At 62.6% G+C, this 18,333-nt stretch carries 14 protein-coding genes; 3 read left to right on the top strand and 11 right to left on the bottom strand.

Annotated elements, in window-relative coordinates; translation table 11 throughout:
• Positions 1 to 24 precede the first annotated feature (24 nt).
• Entirely contained in the window at positions 25 to 1,320 is a 1,296-nt protein-coding gene (locus SB765_RS24125) for an MFS transporter (RefSeq protein WP_410932050.1), read from the top strand.
• A gap of 48 nt (positions 1,321 to 1,368) precedes the next feature.
• Here the strand turns inward: SB765_RS24125 and SB765_RS24120 are convergent, their stop codons facing one another.
• The 11 genes from SB765_RS24120 to SB765_RS24070 all read right to left on the bottom strand — a co-directional run bounded on the left by SB765_RS24120 (position 1,369) and on the right by SB765_RS24070 (position 15,238).
• A complete protein-coding gene (locus SB765_RS24120) occupies positions 1,369 to 2,238 on the bottom strand; it encodes an aldose 1-epimerase (protein ID WP_410932049.1) in 870 nt (289 codons plus the stop codon).
• A 24-nt stretch (positions 2,239 to 2,262) separates the two neighbouring features.
• A complete protein-coding gene (locus SB765_RS24115) occupies positions 2,263 to 3,186 on the bottom strand; it encodes an EamA family transporter (RefSeq protein ID WP_403008693.1) in 924 nt (307 codons plus the stop codon).
• Between the two features lie 152 nt (positions 3,187 to 3,338).
• On the bottom strand, positions 3,339 to 4,619 hold the full coding sequence (locus SB765_RS24110; RefSeq protein WP_019472239.1) for a TRAP transporter large permease: 1,281 nt from the start codon (positions 4,617 to 4,619) through the stop codon (positions 3,339 to 3,341).
• Positions 4,620 to 5,147 (bottom strand): TRAP transporter small permease, encoded by a 528-nt coding sequence (locus SB765_RS24105; RefSeq protein ID WP_410912346.1) that lies wholly within the window; start codon positions 5,145 to 5,147, stop codon positions 4,620 to 4,622.
• A gap of 66 nt (positions 5,148 to 5,213) precedes the next feature.
• Positions 5,214 to 6,185, bottom strand: coding sequence for a TRAP transporter substrate-binding protein (locus SB765_RS24100; protein ID WP_016488691.1), 972 nt, complete (start codon positions 6,183 to 6,185; stop codon positions 5,214 to 5,216).
• Positions 6,186 to 6,249: 64 nt separating this feature from the next.
• On the bottom strand, positions 6,250 to 7,131 hold the full coding sequence (locus SB765_RS24095) for a glucurono-1,5-lactonase (protein WP_410932048.1): 882 nt from the start codon (positions 7,129 to 7,131) through the stop codon (positions 6,250 to 6,252).
• Between the two features lie 26 nt (positions 7,132 to 7,157).
• Positions 7,158 to 7,964, bottom strand: coding sequence for an NAD-dependent epimerase/dehydratase family protein (locus tag SB765_RS24090; RefSeq protein WP_341796569.1), 807 nt, complete (start codon positions 7,962 to 7,964; stop codon positions 7,158 to 7,160).
• Positions 7,965 to 8,204: 240 nt separating this feature from the next.
• The gene (locus SB765_RS24085; protein WP_341796568.1) at positions 8,205 to 9,443 is read right to left on the bottom strand and encodes an OprD family porin; all 1,239 of its coding nucleotides are present in this window, start codon (positions 9,441 to 9,443) and stop codon (positions 8,205 to 8,207) included.
• Between the two features lie 887 nt (positions 9,444 to 10,330).
• Positions 10,331 to 11,581, bottom strand: a complete 1,251-nt coding sequence (locus SB765_RS24080; RefSeq protein ID WP_016498293.1) for a ribonucleotide-diphosphate reductase subunit beta — start codon at positions 11,579 to 11,581, stop codon at positions 10,331 to 10,333.
• Positions 11,582 to 12,087: 506 nt separating this feature from the next.
• Positions 12,088 to 12,219, bottom strand: coding sequence for a hypothetical protein (locus tag SB765_RS24075; protein ID WP_341796567.1), 132 nt, complete (start codon positions 12,217 to 12,219; stop codon positions 12,088 to 12,090).
• Positions 12,220 to 12,358: 139 nt separating this feature from the next.
• A complete protein-coding gene (locus SB765_RS24070) occupies positions 12,359 to 15,238 on the bottom strand; it encodes a ribonucleoside-diphosphate reductase subunit alpha (protein ID WP_016498294.1) in 2,880 nt (959 codons plus the stop codon).
• A 792-nt stretch (positions 15,239 to 16,030) separates the two neighbouring features.
• Here SB765_RS24070 and SB765_RS24065 point away from each other — a divergent pair.
• Both SB765_RS24065 and SB765_RS24060 read left to right on the top strand, forming a co-directional pair.
• The gene (locus SB765_RS24065; protein ID WP_341796565.1) at positions 16,031 to 16,729 is read left to right on the top strand and encodes a response regulator transcription factor; all 699 of its coding nucleotides are present in this window, start codon (positions 16,031 to 16,033) and stop codon (positions 16,727 to 16,729) included.
• Positions 16,726 to 18,333, top strand: coding sequence for an ATP-binding protein (locus SB765_RS24060; RefSeq protein WP_341796564.1), 1,608 nt, complete (start codon positions 16,726 to 16,728; stop codon positions 18,331 to 18,333). The genes SB765_RS24065 and SB765_RS24060 overlap by 4 nt, the downstream gene beginning before the upstream one ends.

Raw genomic sequence — 18,333 nt, 5'->3', positions numbered from 1 at the left:
AAAAACAAGAAACTCAGGTGAACCATGAAGATGAAAGGCATCCGTTGGTGGATGGTCAGCCTTGTCACGGCTGGGCTCGTCGTCAACTACCTCGCCCGCAACACCCTCTCGGTGGCCGCCCCCACCTTGATGACTGACCTCTCCATCAGTACCGAGCAATACGCCAAGATCGTTGCCAGTTGGCAGGTGTGCTACGCCCTCATGCAGCCGGTAGCCGGCTGGTTCATCGATTTCATCGGCACCAAGCTGGGCTTTGCCGTGTTTGCCATGGCCTGGTCGCTGGCCTGTGCTGGCGCGGCCCTGGCCACCGGCTGGCAGAGCATGGCCTTCATGCGCGGGCTGCTGGGCATGACCGAAGCCGCCGGCTTGCCGGCTGGGGTCAAGGCAACCACCGAGTGGTTCCCGGCCAAGGAACGCTCGGTGGCGATCGGCTGGTTCAACATCGGCTCGTCGCTTGGCGCCTTGCTGGCACCGCCGCTGGTGGTGTGGGCGATCCTGCACAGTGGCTGGCAGCTGGCGTTCGTGATCGTGGGTGTCTCCGGGATTGTCTGGACCCTGCTGTGGATGCTGTTGTACAAGCACCCGCGCGACCAGAAGCGCCTGAGCGATGAGGAGCGCGACTACATCCTGGCCGGCCAGGAAGCGCACTTCAAACAGGACAGCCGCGAGAAGGGCGCCTGGAAGCGCATCTTCAAGGCCCGCAACTTCTACGCCATCGCTTCGGCGCGGATCCTCTCCGAGCCGGCCTGGCAAACCTTCAACGCCTGGATTCCGCTGTACCTGATGACCGAGCGGCGCATGAACATCAAGGAAGTGGCGATGTTCGCCTGGCTGCCGTTCCTGGCTGCCGATATCGGTTGTGTGCTGGGCGGGTATCTGAGCCCGCTGTTCCACCGCTACTTCAAGGTGTCGCTGTTCACATCGCGCAAGATGGTGTTGGTGTTCGGTGCCAGTTGCATGATCGGCCCGGCCTGCATCGGCCTGGTGGAAAGCCCGTACATGGCGATCCTGTTGCTGTGCATTGGCGGGTTTGCCCACCAGACACTGTCGGGCGCGCTGTACGCCATCACCTCGGACTCGTTCAGCAAGGACCAAGTGGCCACAGCGACGGGCATGGGTGGCATGTGCGGGTACCTGGGGGCGGCGGTGTTTACCCTGGTGTTCGGCATTCTGGTCACGCAGATTGGTTACAGCCCGCTGTTCGTGGTGCTGGCGGCGTTCGATATCGTGGCGGCAGTGCTGGTGTGGAAGGTGGCGCGGGAGGTGCTTGGCAAGCCTTCGGTCACGCCGATGGCGAACCCGACCGGGGCATTGGCATAAGGCTTGAAATTCAGGGGCCGCAAAGCGGCCCCCATCAAGGCAACACAATCAAAGGGGTCGATACTGCATCCTGAATCCCAGGCTCATTCCTTCCCCTTGCTGCAACAACCGCAACCCCGGCCGCCCTGGCAGGTGATGCGCATTGACCGGGTGGCTTACCGGTTCAAAGCAGAAAAAACCTTGCCCCTGTGGGCAAAACAGCAAGAAGTGCTCAGCCCCGCTGGCACTGCACGCCAGTCGATAACCCGCGCTTGGCTGTTCGATCACACACTCTCCTGGCCAGCCGCTGAAGGCGTGATCGACCACCGTCTCGGGCAAACGGCCCAAGGCATTGAAACACCACTGCTCGGGCACTTGGGCCTGGTACGACGGCAACCGCCCATGCTCGGCCAGCCACACTTTGCGCGCTGCGGCATACAGCTGGGTATCGGGATATCGCGGAAAGTAAGGATGCAACCCCAACCCATACCAGGTAGCTGGCTCATCCAGGTGGGTTACATGCAGGTCCAGGTTCAGGCAACCCTCATGCAAGTGCACATCCAGCGTTGCCTGGTAGGCAAACGGCACTTCACTGTGCAGCCTCAGGCGCGCGCGTCGCTCGCCGTGGTGCTCCACCTGCCAGGCCTGCTGCCAGGCGCTGCCATGAATCGGGTAGGGGTCGTGCCCGGTATTGGGCGTTAGCGCCTGCCAGCCATCCGGGCGGGCGAAGCCACCCTCGGCAATGCGGTTGGACCATGGCGCCAGCGGGTAACAGGCCAGGCGTCGCGGGGTGCCACTGGCCAGCGCGGCCGGGTCAGAATGGCGCAGCAGCGCTTGCCCGGTCGCTTTCACTTCCCAGTTGACCAGGCTGGCGCCCAGCTCCGGCGCCAGGCTCAGGCGGGTCAGGTGGTCCTGCAGGTGCAGTTCGGTCACAGCCATTCAAGGCTCCTTTCAAATGAACAATCAACTGGCCCGGCGGTAGGTGAGCAGCACGATGCCGCACACCACCACGGCACCGCCGAGTAATTGCAGGGTGCCGAGCTGCTGGTCGAGCAAGGCCCAGCCCAGCAGCAGTGTGGCGATGGGCTCGACGTTCATCACCGGTGCGTTCTGCGCCATGTTCAGCCTTGGCACACACACAAACAGCAAGGTGAAGGCCAGGCCATACAGCACCACCAGGCTGGCCAACGCCACCCAGCCACTGCTGCTGCCCGGCAGTGACAAGCCGGACGGCATCACGCCACTTGCGCCCGCAACCAGCATGCTGGAGAACACGATCAGCAGGGTCAGCAGGCTGCGCACGGGGCCGCGCACGCTGGCCAGTTTGTGGTCGGTAATCCACAAGGCGCAGGCGAAGGCACAGGCGGCGCCGAACGCCAGGCCGACCCCTAGCGCCCAGTGCGGGTTGGCCGTGCCGCTGTCGGCAAGGCGTGCCGGCACATCCAGAGCCAGCACCAGCCCGCACAGGATCAGGCCCATGAACAGCACGGTGCGGCCGGTGGGGCGTGCGCCGCCCAGCGCCCAGGTGAGCAGCGCCAGCAGCATCGGGAAGGTGTTGCCCACCAGAAGCGCCAGGGCCACCGGAATGCGCGCCACCGCCGAGTACAGGCACAGGCTTTGGGTGGCGATCAGCAGGCCGAGCAGCAGTTGCCAGTGCCGGGTGCCTGCGGGCAGGCCCAGCGCCTGGCGTTGCCACAACAGCAGGCAGGCCAGTACCAGCAAGGTGATGCCTGAGCGGCACAGAATCGCCAGCAGCACGCCGGTGCCGTCATCGAAGGCGATGCGCGCGGCGATGTGGTTGCCGGCGAATGAGCAGGCCAGCAGGGCGAGCAGGGCGATGGCCAGTTTGCGCGGGAACAGGGGAGCAGCAGAGGAGGGGACAGCCATGTGCAGGATCCATTTGCAGAAAGAACCAGAGGGCTGCTTTGCAGCCCATCGCCGGCAAGCCAGCTCCCACAGGGTGCGCAGGGCTGGAAGGCTGCACAATCCTGTGGGCGCTGGCTTGCCGGCGATGGGGTGCAGAGCGGCCCCGATTGCCGTTACAGCACCACGCTAGGCAGCCACAGCGAGATCGCAGGTATGTAAGTCACCGCCATCAGCACCAAGAACAGCGCCAGGTAGAACGGCAGCAGCGCCTTTACCGTCGACTCGATGCTTACCTTGCCGATGGCCGAGCCCACGAACAGCACGGCGCCGACCGGTGGTGTTATCAGCCCGATCCCCAGGTTCACCAGCATGATCATGCCGAAGTGCACCGGGTCCACACCAATACCGGTAATCACCGGCAGCAGGATCGGCGTGAGGATCAGGATCAACGGCGCCATGTCCATCACCGTGCCCAGCAGCAACAGCATGAAGTTGATGCACATCAGGATCACGTAGCGGTTGTCCGACAGGGTCAGGAACGCCGTGGTGATCTTCGACGGGATCTGCATCAGCGTCATCACGTAGCCGAAGCTGGCGGCAAAGCCGATCAGGATCATCACGATGGAGATGGTCCGTACCGTGCGGTGCATCAGCTTGGGCAGGTCGCGCCACTTGTAGTCGCGGTAGATGAACATGGTCACGAAGAATGACCACACCACCGCCACGGCGGCCGATTCGGTAGCGGTGAACACGCCCGACAGGATACCGCCGAGGATGATGACCATGGCCATCAGGCCCCACAGCGCCTCACCGGCAATCTTCAACGCCTGGCGCAGCGGGATCACTTCGCCTTTGGGGTAGTTGCGCTTCTTCGCGAAGATCAGGCACAGGCCCATCATCACTGCGCTCAGCAGCAACCCGGGCATCACACCCGCCATGAACAGCGAGGCGATGGATACCGTGCCGCCCGCCGCCAGCGAGTACAGCACCGAGTTGTGGCTGGGCGGGGTCAGCAGCGCCTGCACCGAGCCACTGACGGTCACGGCGGTGGAGAATTCACGCGGGTAGCCTTTGCGCTCCATCTCCGGGATCAGCACCGAGCCCACCGAGGCGGTGTCGGCCACCGACGAGCCGGAAATCGCGCCGAAGAAGGTCGAGGCCATGATGTTGACCAGCGACAGGCCGCCACGGACGAAGCCCACCAGCACCCCGGCAAAGGCCACCAACCGCCGTGACATACCGCCTTCGGCCATGATCGCGCCGGCCAGCACGAAGAATGGAATGGCCAGCAGCGAGAACTTGTTAACCCCACTGGCCACCTGGATCATCATCGCCTGCAGTGGGATGTCGATCCACCAGGCGCCGATCAGGGCCGACAGGCCCAAGGCGTAGGCTACCGGCATGCCCAGCAGGATGAGTGCAATGAAACTGCCCAACAGAATGAACGCATCCATTTATGCCGCTCCTTCGCTTTCTTCTACGTGGTCGAAACGCACCACCTTGCGGTGGCTCTGGTCGCCCAGCAGGAGTTTTTCCAGCACAAAGACCAGGGTCAGCACGCCACCGATCGGGATCGGCGCATAGGTCATGCCCACCCGCACACCTGGCAGGGAGGCCAGAAACTGGTTCCAGGTAGTGATGCACAGCTTGGTGCCGTAGTAGGTCATGAACACGCACACCAGAATCATCAGTACTTGCACCAGTAGCGCGATCATGCTGCGCTGCAGCGGTGGCAGGCGATCGGTGATCATCGCCACCGCCATGTGCGCCCCGGCCCGATAGCTGGCAGCGGCGCCGACGAAGGTGAACACCACCATCAGCAGGATGGCCACCGGCTCCGGCCAGCTGGAGCCGGTACCGAGCACGTAACGGGCGAAGATGCCCCAGGGAATGATCAGCGTCATGGTCAGGATCGACAGACCGGCGATCCAGATACAGGCGCGGTACAGCGTGTCGTTCACACGCAGGAAGAGGTTTTTCATGGGCATCACCAAAGCGGCAGGGCGACGGGCGCCGCACTGCCGAGGTCGATTGGGCTGGGGCCGCTGTTACTGGACGGCGTCGATACGCTTCATCAGGTCGGCGTACGGCGCGCCGTATTTTTCCCGTACCGAGGCGGTGGCGTCATAGAACGGCTTCTTGTCGACGGTGATGAACTCGACACCAGCGGCCTTGAGCTTCTCTTCGCTGGCGGCAGACTTGGCGTCCCACAGTGCGCGCTCTTCCATCTGTGCTTCACGCGCCACCTTCTTCACCAACGCCTGCTGCTCGGGGCTGAGCTTGTTCCAGGTGGTCTTGGACATCACCACGGGCTCCGGCAGGATCAGGTGGCCGGTCAGGGTGTAGTACTTGGCGCTCTGGAAGTGGTTGTGCTCAAGCAGGGTGGGCGGGTTGTTCTCGGCGCCATCGATCACGCCGGTTTGCAGGGCGCTGAAGATTTCCCCGGTGTCCATGGCGATGCCGTTGCCGCCCATGGCGTTCATCATGTCGATGAACAGCGGGTTGCCCTGCACGCGAATCTTCATGCCCTTAAGGTCTTCCAGGCTGCGTACCGGCTTTTTCGTATAGATGCTACGCGAGCCGCCGTCCATCCAGGCCAGGGCCACCAGGTTGAAATCGGAGTTGGTGATCTTGTCGAGGATTTCCTGGCCGATCTCGCCGTCGATGATCTTGCGCATGTGATCATGGTCGCGGAACACGAACGGCATGTTAAACACGTTCACATCCGGCACCACCGGGCCGACGATACCCAGGCTGACGCGGGTCATCTGCACCGCACCGATCTGCGCCTGTTCGATCACTTCCTTTTCCGAGCCCAGCACACCGCCGGCGAACATCTTGAAGGTGATGTCGCCATTGCTGGCCTGTTCGAGTTTTTTGCCCATGTTCTGCTCGGCGACCACGGTCGGGTAGCCGGCCGGGTGGATTTCGGCGAACTTGATGTCCAGTGCCGAGGCGGGCATGGCCACGCTGAAGGCGAACGGGAGTACGGCAAGGAGCAGCTTGCGTTTGAACGTCATGATGAAACTCCGTGGTTTTTATTATCCGGTTTCGTGCGTGCAAGTGTGGGTGCGGCAGGGGGCGTCAGCCCCGGTAGGCAGGTTCCTCCAGGCCCTTGGTGTCAGGGTTGAGGGCAAATACCCCGCCCGCCAGGGGCTGGTCACTGAGGTCTGTGCCTGTGGGACGGATCGAGGTGACGTACAGGGTGTCGAGGTTGGCGCCACCGAAGGCGCACATTGCCGGCTTTTTCACCGGCACGCTCAGCGAGCGGTCGAGGCGGCCGTCGGGGGTGAAGCGGTGGATCTGCCCAGCATCGTTGCCGCAGATCCAGTAGCAGCCGTCCTGGTCGATAGCCGCGCCATCGGGGCGCCCTGGGTAGCCGCGCATGTCGACGAAAAGCCGCTTGTTGTAAGGCGTGCCGCTGTCGATCTCGTAGTCGAAAGCCCAGACCTTCTGCACGTTTGGGTGCGAGTCGGACAGGTACATGCGCGTGCCGTCGGGGCTGAAGGCCAGGCCGTTGGGCACGATCATGCCGTCTTGCTGCAGGTGCAGCTGGCCTTCTCCATCATGCCGGTACAGCGCACCCACGTGGGCACCTTGCTGCATGTCCAGCAGCATGGTGCCGGCCCAGAAGCGGCCTTGGCGGTCGCAGCGGCCATCGTTGAAGCGCATGCCGGCCTGGGCGTGCGGCACGCTGCTGAGCAGGCGGCTATCAAGGCTGCCGTCGGGCTTGGCCTGGAGCTGGAAGATGCCGCTTTCCATGCCGGCGACCCAGCCCTGGCCGCTGCGGGCGATGCAGGCCAGCATCTCGTCGCCCTGCCAGACCTGGTGCTTGCCATCGGCCGCCTGCCAGCAGTGCAGCTGGCGGGCGGGAATATCGACCCAGTACAGGGCCTGTTCGCTGGGGTGCCACACGGGGCTTTCGCCGGTGCCGTTGCGGGCGTCGACGATCAGTTCACAGTTCATGGCCGTGCCTCCTGGCGTGCGTGGGTTCAGTTGAACGGGCCGGCCACGGCGAAGGCGCCGCCCTGGTAGACCATACTCGGGTCATCGGCGGCGGGCGCCGGCTGGGCCTCCACGGCGGCGCGGAAGCGCTCGGAGCTGTCCTTGGGCACGTAGCCAAGGTGCTCGGCATAGCGGTTGTCCCACCACACGGTGCGGTTGTCGGAGGCGCCGTAGACGATGGTGTGGCCTACGTTGGGGGTGAACAGCCCGCGCTCGATCAGTTGCACCAGGTCGTCATAGCTCAGCCACGTGCAGAGCATGCGCGGGTTCTGGGGCTGGGGGAACGACGAGCCGATGCGAATACTGACGGTCTCGATGCCGTAGCGGTCGAAGTAGAAACTGGCGACATCCTCGCCGTAGCACTTGGACAGCCCGTAATAACTGTCGGGGCGGCGAGGGGAGTGGGCGTCGATGCGCTCATCCTGGCGGTAGAAACCGATGGTGTGGTTGGAGCTGGCGAAGATGATGCGCTTCACGCCATGCTTGCGTGCGGCCTCGTAAACATGGAACACGCCGCAGATGTTTGGCCCGAGGATGTCTTCGAAGGAATGCTCGGTGGACACGCCGCCGAAGTGGATGATGGCATCAACGCCGTCAACCAGCGCATGTACCGCAGCCTTGTCGGCCAGGTCGCAGGTAATCACCTCTTCATGCGGGCCTGCAGCAGGTGGCATCGGGCTGATATCGGAAAGGCGCAGGACCTCGGCGTAGCCTTGCAGGCGTTCGCGAAGGACCTTGCCCAGGCCGCCTGCGGCTCCGGTGAGCAGCAGGCGATTGAGGGGGGTAGGGGTCATGGCCGGCTCTTGTTGTTAATTGTTGTAGGTTGTCGTATGACTTTACTGATTATTGGCGGTGGGTTCGGCTGTTGTCAATGAGGCCTGCGTCTCTTTATGGCCTGTCAGGGCCCAATCGCCGGCAAGCCAGCTCCCACAGGCACTCCACTTGGCTGGAAATTACCGCGGCCTGGTGGGAGCTGGCTTGCCGGCGATGGGGCGCAAAGCGGCCCCAATTTCAATCAGTGCCGGTCTTTTCGGTTACAAGAGCGATAACGGGTAATTGAAGATCAACCGGTTCTCATCGAACTCGTTATTGCTGTAATCCCGCCGAATCGACGAATTTCGCCACTTCACACTCAAATCCTTGAACGCCCCGCTCTGGATCACGTACGCCAGCTCGGTCTCACGCACCCACTCCTTACCATCGGTCACCACCCCGCTGTGCACGTCGCGCCCGCTGATATAGCGGTTCATCAAGGTCAGCCCCGGCACCCCGACGGTGACGAAGTTGAAGTCATGACGCACCTGCCACGAACGCTCGTTGGCATTGTCGAAGCTGGAGTTGTAACTGTCGTTGGCCAAGGTGCCGCCACTGGTGCCGTTGACCCGCATCCAGGTATCGCCATCGACTTTCTGCAGCCCCACCCAGAACGTGCTGCCGCCGTACTTGGCCGAGAACATCCCCGAGTAGGTTTTATTGTCCAGTTCCCCAGCGCGTTCGGAGCCGTCCTCATCGCCATGGAAGTAGCCCAGGTTGGCACCCAGGGTCCAGTCACCCACCGGCTGGCTGTGGCTCAGTTGCAGGTACTGTTGCTGGTACACGTCTTTCAGCACCGCATTCCACAGGCCCACCAGCGTGCGGTCCTGGTTGAACTTGTATTCGCCGCCGACGAAGTTGAACCGGTCCGACACGCCAGCGCCGTAGCTCATGTCTTCCATGCTGGCGTCGTTACGCGGGCTGTTGCCGCGGAACTGGCCGCCATACAGGGTCAACCCTGCGATTTCATTGGAGGTGACCTGCCCGCCACGGAACGTCTGCGGCAACGAGCGACCGTCGTCCGAGCGTAGAATCGGCAGCACCGGCATCCACTCCCCGATCTTCAGCTCGGTCTTGGAAATACGCGCCTTGCCCGCCACTGCCAGGCGCCCGTAGTCATCTGCTGGCTTGCCATCATCATGGCGCGGCAGCAACGCCGTGCCGTAGGTACCGCCGCCGCCATCGAGCTTGACCGACCACAGCCCCAGCACATCCACGCCAAACCCTATCGGCCCCTCGGTGAACCCCGAGCGGGCATCGAGGATGAAGCTTTGCGTCCACTCCTCGGCCTTGCTCTGCGGGTTGCTGGGGTTGGTGAAGTTGCGGTTGATGTAGAAGTTGCGCAGCCCGAGGGTGGCCTTGCTGTCCTCGACAAAACCGGCGGCCAGGCTGGTGCCCGGCAGGCCGGCGATGACCCCGGCGCCAAGCAGGGCGAAGGGCAGGGTGTGGCAGATTTTCATTATTGTTGTGCTCCCGAAGGGTGTGGCAGCCCGTCCACCGGGCACGCGCAAGCGGCCTGCGGCAGGGGCGGGTAGTTAACGGGCCGGTCAGGGCCAGGGGTGAATGCGCGGTAACCGGGCGCTACGTAGCGGCAGGTGTACGCGAGCTGGCCGGGCGAAGAGGGGTGTGCAACAGACGTGGGTGGAGCGGGATGGGGGTCGACATGGGATCGTCCACTGATTGTTGTTTTTGTTATGTGTTGTCGTACAACTGTGGGCGATTATTAGCAAGTGGGAGGTGAGCTGTCAACGGCTGATAGCTGAGCAGGTAGGGTCCCAGTTGCTGCATTCCACGCGCCGTACGCGGGACAAGATTTACAAATCAAATCTGATTGACTGACTCTGCCGCTAGCCTGCGCTATCTTCAGATCTGGCCTCGCCCTCGACCACGTAGACTGGCATGTCCAGTCCCGGCATCCTCGTTGGTGCCGTACCCCTCTTGTCGGCGTGGGCGGGGCCTCTTCCTTTTCCGCCACGCTTCCCGCCTAAGATCCAGCGCTCCCTGGCGCCACGGCCGTCAGCTACCTTGGCAAATCTCCTCTGCTACGCAATTCCCTGTAGGAGCGGCCTTGTGCCGCGAAAGGGCCGCACAGCGGCCCCGGCAAACAATTCGCCATTGCAGAATCCCCAAGATCAGTGCATTCGACAGGCTCTGCAATATATAGCGGAGCGGGGCCAGCTACCCTTCAGGCCAGTCCTGATGACCGAGGAAGATGAAGCCGTTCTGTGGGAGCGGGCTGGCCCGCGAATAGGCCACACAGGCGAAACCGTCCGCTGACTTGCGATGCTTCCTCTACCAATAAAAAAGGCTGCCAATTGGCAGCCTTCTCGATGTTCAGCCCGGACAATCAGTCCCAGCTCAAAGCACCACCCGTCTGATACTCAATCACACGCGTCTCAAAGAAGTTCTTCTCTTTCTTCAAGTCCATGATCTCGCTCATCCATGGGAACGGGTTGGTAGTCCCTGGATATTCTTCTTTCAGGCCAATCTGGGTCAAACGACGGTTGGCAATGAACTTGAGGTAGTCCTCCATCATCGCCGCGTTCATGCCCAGCACCCCGCGTGGCATGGTGTCGCGGGCGTATTCGATCTCCAGCTGGGTCCCTTGCAGGATCATCTGGGTCGCTTCTTCCTTCATCGCCGCATCCCACAGGTGTGGGTTTTCGATCTTGATCTGGTTGATCACGTCGATGCCGAAGTTCAGGTGCATCGACTCGTCACGCAGGATGTACTGGAACTGCTCGGCGACGCCGGTCATCTTGTTACGGCGGCCCATGGACAGGATCTGGGTGAAGCCGCAGTAGAAGAAGATACCTTCCAGGACGCAGTAGTAGGCAATCAGGTTGCGCAGCAGCTCTTTGTCGGTTTCGACGGTGCCGGTGTTGAATTCCGGGTCGGAGATGGCGCGGGTGTACTTCAGGCCCCAGGCGGCTTTCTTGGCGACCGACGGGATCTCGTGGTACATGTTGAAGATCTCGCCTTCATCCATGCCCAGCGACTCGATGCAGTACTGGTAGGCGTGGGTGTGGATCGCCTCTTCGAAGGCCTGGCGCAGGATGTACTGGCGGCACTCCGGGTTTGTGATCAGGCGGTACACGGCCAGGGCAAGGTTGTTGGCAACCAGCGAGTCGGCGGTGGAGAAGAAGCCGAGGTTGCGCATGACGATGCGGCGCTCGTCTTCGGTCAGGCCGTCCTGGCTCTTCCACAGGGCGATGTCGGCGGTCATGTTGACCTCTTGCGGCATCCAGTGGTTGGCGCAGCCGTCCAGGTACTTCTGCCAGGCCCAGTCATACTTGAACGGCACCAGCTGGTTCAGGTCGGCGCGGCAGTTGATCATGCGCTTTTCGTCTACCGCGACACGGGCAGAAGAACCTTCCAGCTCGGCCAGGCCTTCGGCCACGTCGAGGGCGTCGAGGGCAGCTTTGGCACGTTTGACGGCTTCGGAGTCAGACGCGGTAGCAGCGCGAGCTTCCAGAGCGGCGGCACCACCGGCGCTGTCGAGCTTGTCGAGGGTGGCGGCGGCAGCGGCCTGCGCAGGGGTGTTGCCTTTGGCGGCTACTTCGCCGTCTTCGTTATCGAATTCGTCCCAGCTCAGCATGGTTTGGCTCCTGCTTGAGGGTCGCCCTGGGGCAACCGGTTGGATTTTAAAAATGTGATGCCTGACGCAAGGCCGGTAACGGCGAATGGACAGCTCGAGAGGCTGACTCTCGTTTACATCTGAATGTGTTCTGGCTTGTACCTGGCCAGGCCTCGGGGAGGGGCCAGGACAATTGAATGGCGCTCTTTTCAGAGGGCGCAAAGTATACCGGAATTCACCTTCGATCGGGGCGCATGTCTTGCGGGCGAGGGTAACTTTTCGACCGGTTTTGCGTGCATCCGTTCACGAAATGGCTGTGTTCTTCTACGGGGGGAGAGTGTAGCGCTAACCTATATGTTGTGCCAGTTTAAATTTAAGGCACATCATATAGTGTTTTTGAGGGGATTTTGTTGTGTGCCCGGCCTCATCGCCGGCAAGCCAGCTCCCACAGGCACCGCGCCTGGCTGCAGGGCGATGCAGTACCTGTGGGAGTTGGCTTGCCGGCGATGAGGCCGGGGCACACAACACTAGCAGCGGTGGCTGCGCAGCGTTTCGACGATATGCGTCTTGGGTTGTTTGCGTGCTACTTCTACCGAGGTAAAACGGCCGGTTTCAGCATTACGACCAATCTTGCGAGTTGCCACTTTTTTCCGGGCCATGGGCTTGCGTCCTGTTTTGAGAGGTCCTGTTCTTTTACCGAGCCGCGCGAGCGGTGGGCAAAGGGCAGGGTTTCTCTGAGGCACGGATACAAAAATGCCGCGCGGGGCACCCGTAGGCACCCCGCGCGGCATTCAGGCCTTACTGGCAGGCTTCGCAGTCAGGCTCGTCGATCGCGCAGGCCTTCGGCACTGGCGCTGGGCCCGCTGCCTGGACCGGGGCGCTGTCGCCACCGCTGGAAACGGCGTTGAGCTTGCCGGTGTTGATGGTCGACTTCTCGGTGCTGGTCGCAGCCAGGGCACGGAGGTAGTAGGTGGTTTTCAGGCCGCGGTACCAGGCCATGCGGTAGGTCACGTCCAGCTTCTTGCCCGAGGCGCCCGCGATGTACAGGTTCAGCGACTGAGCCTGGTCGATCCACTTCTGGCGACGGGAGGCAGCGTCGACAATCCACTTGGTCTCGACTTCGAACGCGGTGGCGTACAGGTCTTTCAGCTCTTGCGGGATACGCTCGATCTGCTGCACCGAACCGTCGTAGTACTTCAGGTCGTTGATCATGACCGAGTCCCACAGGCCGCGGGCCTTCAGGTCACGGACCAGGTACGGGTTGATCACGGTGAACTCGCCCGACAGGTTCGATTTCACGTACAGGTTCTGGTAGGTCGGCTCGATCGACTGCGACACGCCGGTGATGTTGGCGATGGTCGCGGTTGGCGCGATGGCCATGATGTTCGAGTTACGAATACCTTTTTGTACGCGAGCACGCACCGGCGCCCAGTCCAGGGTCTCATTCAGGTCGACGTCGATGTACTTCTGGCCACGGGCCTCGATCAGGATCTGTTGCGAATCCAGCGGCAGGATGCCTTTGGACCACAGCGAACCCTGGAAGGTCTCGTAGGCGCCACGCTCGTCGGCCAGGTCGCAGGACGCCTGGATCGCGAAGTAGCTGACCGCTTCCATCGACTTGTCGGCGAACTCGACGGCAGCGTCGGAGCCGTAGGCGATGTGCTGCAGGTACAGTGCGTCCTGGAAGCCCATGATGCCCAGGCCGACCGGGCGGTGCTTGAGGTTCGAGTTACGCGCTTGCGGCACCGAGTAGTAGTTGATGTCGATCACGTTGTCGAGCATGCGCACGGCGGTGTTCACGGTGCGTTGCAGCTTAACGGTGTCCAGCTTGCCGTCGACGATGTGGTTCGGCAGGTTGATCGAGCCCAGGTTGCAGACCGCGATCTCGTCCTTGTTGGTGTTCAAGGTGATCTCGGTGCACAGGTTCGAGCTGTGAACCACGCCTACGTGCTGCTGCGGCGAACGCAGGTTGCACGGGTCCTTGAAGGTCAGCCACGGGTGGCCGGTCTCGAACAGCATCGACAGCATCTTGCGCCACAGGTCTTTGGCCTGGATGGTCTTGAACACCTTGATCTTGTTGTACTCGGTCAGGGCTTCGTAGTACTCGTAGCGCTCTTCGAAGGCCTTGCCGGTCAGGTCGTGCAGGTCTGGCACTTCCGAAGGCGAGAACAGGGTCCATTTGCCGTCATCGAAGACACGCTTCATGAACAGGTCAGGGATCCAGTTGGCGGTGTTCATGTCGTGGGTACGACGACGGTCATCACCGGTGTTCTTGCGCAGCTCGATGAACTCTTCGATGTCCAGGTGCCAGGTTTCCAGGTAGGCACACACGGCGCCCTTGCGCTTGCCACCCTGGTTGACGGCAACGGCGGTGTCGTTGACCACTTTCAGGAACGGTACGACGCCCTGGGACTTGCCGTTGGTGCCCTTGATGTAGGAGCCCAGTGCACGCACAGGGGTCCAGTCGTTGCCCAGGCCACCGGCGAATTTCGACAGCATGGCGTTGTCGTGGATCGCGTGGTAGATGCCCGACAGGTCGTCCGGCACGGTGGTCAGGTAGCAGCTGGACAGCTGCGGGCGCAGGGTACCGGCGTTGAACAGGGTCGGGGTCGAGGCCATGTAGTCGAAGGACGACAACAGGTTGTAGAACTCGATCGCACGGGCTTCCTTGTCTTTCTCTTCCAGCGCCAGGCCCATGGCCACACGCATGAAGAACACCTGAGGCAGCTCGAAGCGCACGCCATCCTTGTGGATGAAGTAACGGTCGTACAGGGTTTGCAGGCCCAGGTAGGTGAACTGCTGGTCGCGCTCGTGGTTGATCGCCTTGCCCAGTTTTTCCAGGTCGAAGTCAGCCAGGGCCGGGTTCAGCAGCTCGAACTCGATACCTTTGGCGATGTAGGCCGGCAGGGCCTTGGCGTACAGGTCAGCCATCTCGTGGTGGGTGGCGCTGTCGGCTACATTCAGGAAGCCAAGGCCTTCGGCGCGCAGGGTGTCCATCAGCAGGCGGGCGGTAACGAACGAGTAGTTCGGCTCGCGCTCTACCAGGGTACGGGCGGTCATCACCAGGGCGGTGTTGACGTCCTTGATGGCTACACCGTCGTACAGGTTCTTCAGGGTTTCGCGCTGGATCAGGTCGCCATCGACTTCGGCCAGGCCTTCGCAGGCTTCGCTGATGATGGTGTTCAGGCGGGCCATGTCGAGCGGCGCCAGGCTGCCGTCGGCCAGGGTGATGCGGATGCTCGGGTGCGGCTCGACCACGGCGTCGGTGTTGGCGCGGGTGGCACGCTCCTTGGCGCGCTGGTCGCGGTAGATCACGTAGTCGCGGGCAACTTTCTGCTCGCCTGCGCGCATCAGGGCCAGTTCTACCTGGTCCTGGATTTCTTCGATGTGGATGGTGCCACCCGATGGCATGCGACGTTTGAACGTGGCGGTCACCTGTTCTGTCAGGCGCGCGACGGTGTCGTGGATGCGCGACGAAGCGGCCGCGGTGCCGCCTTCAACTGCAAGGAACGCCTTGGTGATGGCAACGGTGATCTTGTCGTCGGTGTAGGGGACGACAGTGCCGTTACGCTTGATCACGCGCAGTTGGCCAGGGGCAGTGGCGGCCAGATCCTGGTTGGAATCGGCGGCCTGCGGCACCTTGGCCTGCGGGTTCTCGCGAGTTGTGTCGGTTTGCATGGGTGGGTGTCTCCACAGTTTCTATATTGTTCAGGCGCCTTTTGGGCGCCCACCGTTCCGTCCAGTTGCTCGATGGCCCGGCGGGGATGCGCAATGCATGCGCATCCGCCCGCACGGGCGTACCGACTTCGGGACAGACTCAGGAATAAGGGGCAATGGCTTGCCGCTCCCTGGCCGAAGTCAAAGGTTTTGGGCGGGGCCCAAAAACTGTTGCTGATGGATGCCAGGCCAGGCCTGCAACACCCATACCCGAACAAGGCCCTGGAAGGGCTTGCCTCGGTCGCCTCCGCAGGAGCGGTTTGGCTGCTGAAATCACCTGAAGTTCAGCTCGGAAAATCGCTTGATTTTGCGGGTTGACTTTTGTGTGTGATTTTGCACGAACCCCTATATGTAGTGGTTCGCTGCGTTCGGGATACAAGATAATGCGGTATTGGGGGCTTTGCAAGGCGAGCGCCTGTGGATAACGTGTGCGTACTTTGTGAGTGAATGGTGGGTATTCGCTGTAGGCCTTGTGCCAAGTGGTTTGCAGTATTTTTCTGCGCCTTGCTGCCCCATGGCAGTTTTTTTCGGGCGCGAACCCTATCACAAAAAACGGTTCAGTCGAGCCCGCTGCGGGCGGTTTGGCAATGCCGGGCGTGGGGCTTAGTATCCAGGGGGGATGTTGCCTTTTGGTGAAAGGGTTATGTTGCCTGTACCGGCCCCACAGAAGAGCGCCGTCTCCTGTAGGAGCAGCCTTGTGCTGCGAAGAGGCCGGTACCGGTAATAAAAAAACAACAAGCAAAGGCAGAGGCCATGGACCACCCCGCACCCCGCATCCTCATCGTCGAAGACGACCAGCGCCTGGCCGAGCTCACCGCCGAGTACCTGCAGGCCAACGGCTTCGAGGTCGCGGTGGAGGGCGATGGCGCCCGCGCCGCCCGGCGCATCGTCGACAGCCAGCCCGATCTGGTCATCCTCGACCTCATGCTGCCTGGCGAGGACGGCCTGAGCATCTGCCGCCGGGTGCGCAGCCAGTACCCCGGGCCGATCCTCATGCTCACCGCACGCAGCGACGAACTCGACCAGGTCCAGGGCCTGGACCTGGGTGCCGACGACTACGTCTGCAAACCGGTACGCCCACGCCTGCTGCTGGCGCGTATCCAGGCCCTGCTGCGCCGCAGCGAAGCCGTGGACAGCAAGCGCCAGGACCTGGTCTTTGGCGCGCTGCGTATCGACAACCGCCTGCGCGAGGCGCGCCTGGGCGACCAGCTGATCGAGCTGACCGGTGCCGAATTCGACCTGCTCTGGCTGCTGGCCAGCAACGCCGGCCGGGTACTGACCCGCGAACAGATCTTCACCGCGCTGCGTGGCGTGGGCTACGACGGCCAAGACCGTTCCATCGACATACGCATCTCCAAAATCCGCCCCAAGATCGGCGATGACCCGCTTCAGCCACGGCTGATCAAGACCCTGCGCAGCAAGGGCTACCTGTTTGTCGGCGAAGCGCCATGAACAACTCGATCTTTCTGCGCATCTACGGCGGCATGCTGGCGGTGCTGGTGCTGGTGGCCCTGCTCGGCGTGCTCAGCCTGCACCTGGCCAACGAAGTGCGCGCCGCTCAGCACCGGGAGGGCCTGGCCCAAGGCACCTTCAGCCTGATGGCTGACAACCTGGCCCAGCAGAATGCAACCGAACGCAAGCGCTCGCTGCTGATCTGGGAGCGACTGCTCGGTGTGCCGCTGGCGCTGCAACCGATGACTGCGCGCAGCCTTGACGGCGGCCAGCGGGCGCGCCTGTACCGCGGCCTGGTGGTGGTCGAAAAGACCGGCCCACATGCGGCGCAAGTGCTGCGCAAGGTGGGCCAGGAAGACCTGATGCTGGTGGCGCAGATCAAACAGATAAGCGAGCAACTGGCGCGGGCCACGCTGTATCTGTTGGCCGATGAACTGGTTCGCTACCCTATAACCGAGCAGCAGCAGCGACTGGCACAGATCAAGCAGGAAAAGGGCTTCGGTTTTGGCGTCGCCTTGCAGCGCATCGAGCGGGTTAGCCTGGACGATGATCAGCGGCGCCGGGTCGAGGAGGGCGACACCGTCATGGCGCTGGGCAAGGATGGCGACTCGATTCGTGTGTTTGCCGGGCTGGCAGGCTCGCCCTGGGTGCTGGAGATTGGCCCGCTGTACCAGCTCAACCCGTATCCGCCGCAGTTGCTGATCCTGATTACTTTTCTCGGCCTGTGCCTGATCGGCCTGGTGGTCTACCTGCTGGTGCGCCAGCTGGAGCGCCGCGTGTCGGGCCTGGAGATTGCCGCCACACGCATCGCCCAGGGCAGCCTGGACACCCGCGTGCCCGCAGGCGACGCCGACTCGGTAGGGCGCCTGGCCGCCGCCTTCAACGGCATGGCCGAGCACCTGCAGCGCTCGCTGAGCATGCAGCGCGAGCTGGTGCGGGCGGTGTCCCACGAGTTGCGTACGCCGGTTGCGCGCCTGCGCTTTGGCCTGGAGATGATCGAAAGTGCCACCACCGAACAGGCACGCGCCAAGCATCTGGCCGGCATGGACGGGGATATCCAGGACCTCGACAAGCTGGTCGACGAAATGCTGACCTACGCCCGGCTGGAGCAAGGCGCGCCGGCCTTGAAGTTCCAGCGGGTCGACCTGGATGCCTTGCTCGCGCGGGTGATCGAAGAGCTGGCCCCGTTGCGTGCCGAGGTGCGGGTCGTGCGCGGCGACTGCCAGGGCGCGGATGCCGAAGGCGCCTGGGTCGAGGCCGAGCCGCGGTACTTGCACCGGGCACTGCAGAACCTGGTCGGCAACGCCATGCGCCATGCCGGATCTGAGGTGCGCGTGAGTTACCAGTTGGGGCAGCAGCGGTGCCGCATTGATGTCGAAGATGACGGCCCGGGGATCCCCGAGGGCTTCTGGGACCGTATCTTCACCCCGTTCACCCGCCTGGACGACAGCCGCACCCGTGCTTCGGGTGGGCACGGCCTGGGCCTGTCGATCGTGCGGCGAATCATCTACTGGCACACGGGCCGGGCGACGGTGGGGCGTAGCGAAGCGTTGGGTGGCGCCTGCTTCAGCCTGAACTGGCCACGCCAGCAAGCGCCACAGTAA

It is taken from the genome of Pseudomonas sp. SIMBA_067, assembly GCF_046534675.1.
GTDB lineage: Bacteria > Pseudomonadota > Gammaproteobacteria > Pseudomonadales > Pseudomonadaceae > Aquipseudomonas > Aquipseudomonas putida.
The sequence above is the reverse complement of the archived record's forward strand: the minus strand, read 5'-3'. Positions and strand labels throughout refer to the sequence as shown.

Bases quoted from the DNA above. Each gene is read 5' to 3' on its own strand.
- SB765_RS24070 (WP_016498294.1), bottom strand. From the start codon at position 15,238: ATGCAAACCGACACAACTCGCGAGAACCCGCAGGCCAAGGTGCCGCAG.
- SB765_RS24075 (WP_341796567.1), bottom strand. From the start codon at position 12,219: ATGGCCCGGAAAAAAGTGGCAACTCGCAAGATTGGTCGTAATGCTGAA.
- SB765_RS24115 (WP_403008693.1), bottom strand. From the start codon at position 3,186: ATGGCTGTCCCCTCCTCTGCTGCTCCCCTGTTCCCGCGCAAACTGGCC.
- SB765_RS24090 (WP_341796569.1), bottom strand. From the start codon at position 7,964: ATGACCCCTACCCCCCTCAATCGCCTGCTGCTCACCGGAGCCGCAGGC.
- SB765_RS24060 (WP_341796564.1), top strand. From the start codon at position 16,726: ATGAACAACTCGATCTTTCTGCGCATCTACGGCGGCATGCTGGCGGTG.
- SB765_RS24085 (WP_341796568.1), bottom strand. From the start codon at position 9,443: ATGAAAATCTGCCACACCCTGCCCTTCGCCCTGCTTGGCGCCGGGGTC.
- SB765_RS24120 (WP_410932049.1), bottom strand. From the start codon at position 2,238: ATGGCTGTGACCGAACTGCACCTGCAGGACCACCTGACCCGCCTGAGC.
- SB765_RS24080 (WP_016498293.1), bottom strand. From the start codon at position 11,581: ATGCTGAGCTGGGACGAATTCGATAACGAAGACGGCGAAGTAGCCGCC.
- SB765_RS24065 (WP_341796565.1), top strand. From the start codon at position 16,031: ATGGACCACCCCGCACCCCGCATCCTCATCGTCGAAGACGACCAGCGC.
- SB765_RS24095 (WP_410932048.1), bottom strand. From the start codon at position 7,131: ATGAACTGTGAACTGATCGTCGACGCCCGCAACGGCACCGGCGAAAGC.
- SB765_RS24105 (WP_410912346.1), bottom strand. From the start codon at position 5,147: ATGAAAAACCTCTTCCTGCGTGTGAACGACACGCTGTACCGCGCCTGT.
- SB765_RS24125 (WP_410932050.1), top strand. From the start codon at position 25: ATGAAGATGAAAGGCATCCGTTGGTGGATGGTCAGCCTTGTCACGGCT.
- SB765_RS24100 (WP_016488691.1), bottom strand. From the start codon at position 6,185: ATGACGTTCAAACGCAAGCTGCTCCTTGCCGTACTCCCGTTCGCCTTC.
- SB765_RS24110 (WP_019472239.1), bottom strand. From the start codon at position 4,619: ATGGATGCGTTCATTCTGTTGGGCAGTTTCATTGCACTCATCCTGCTG.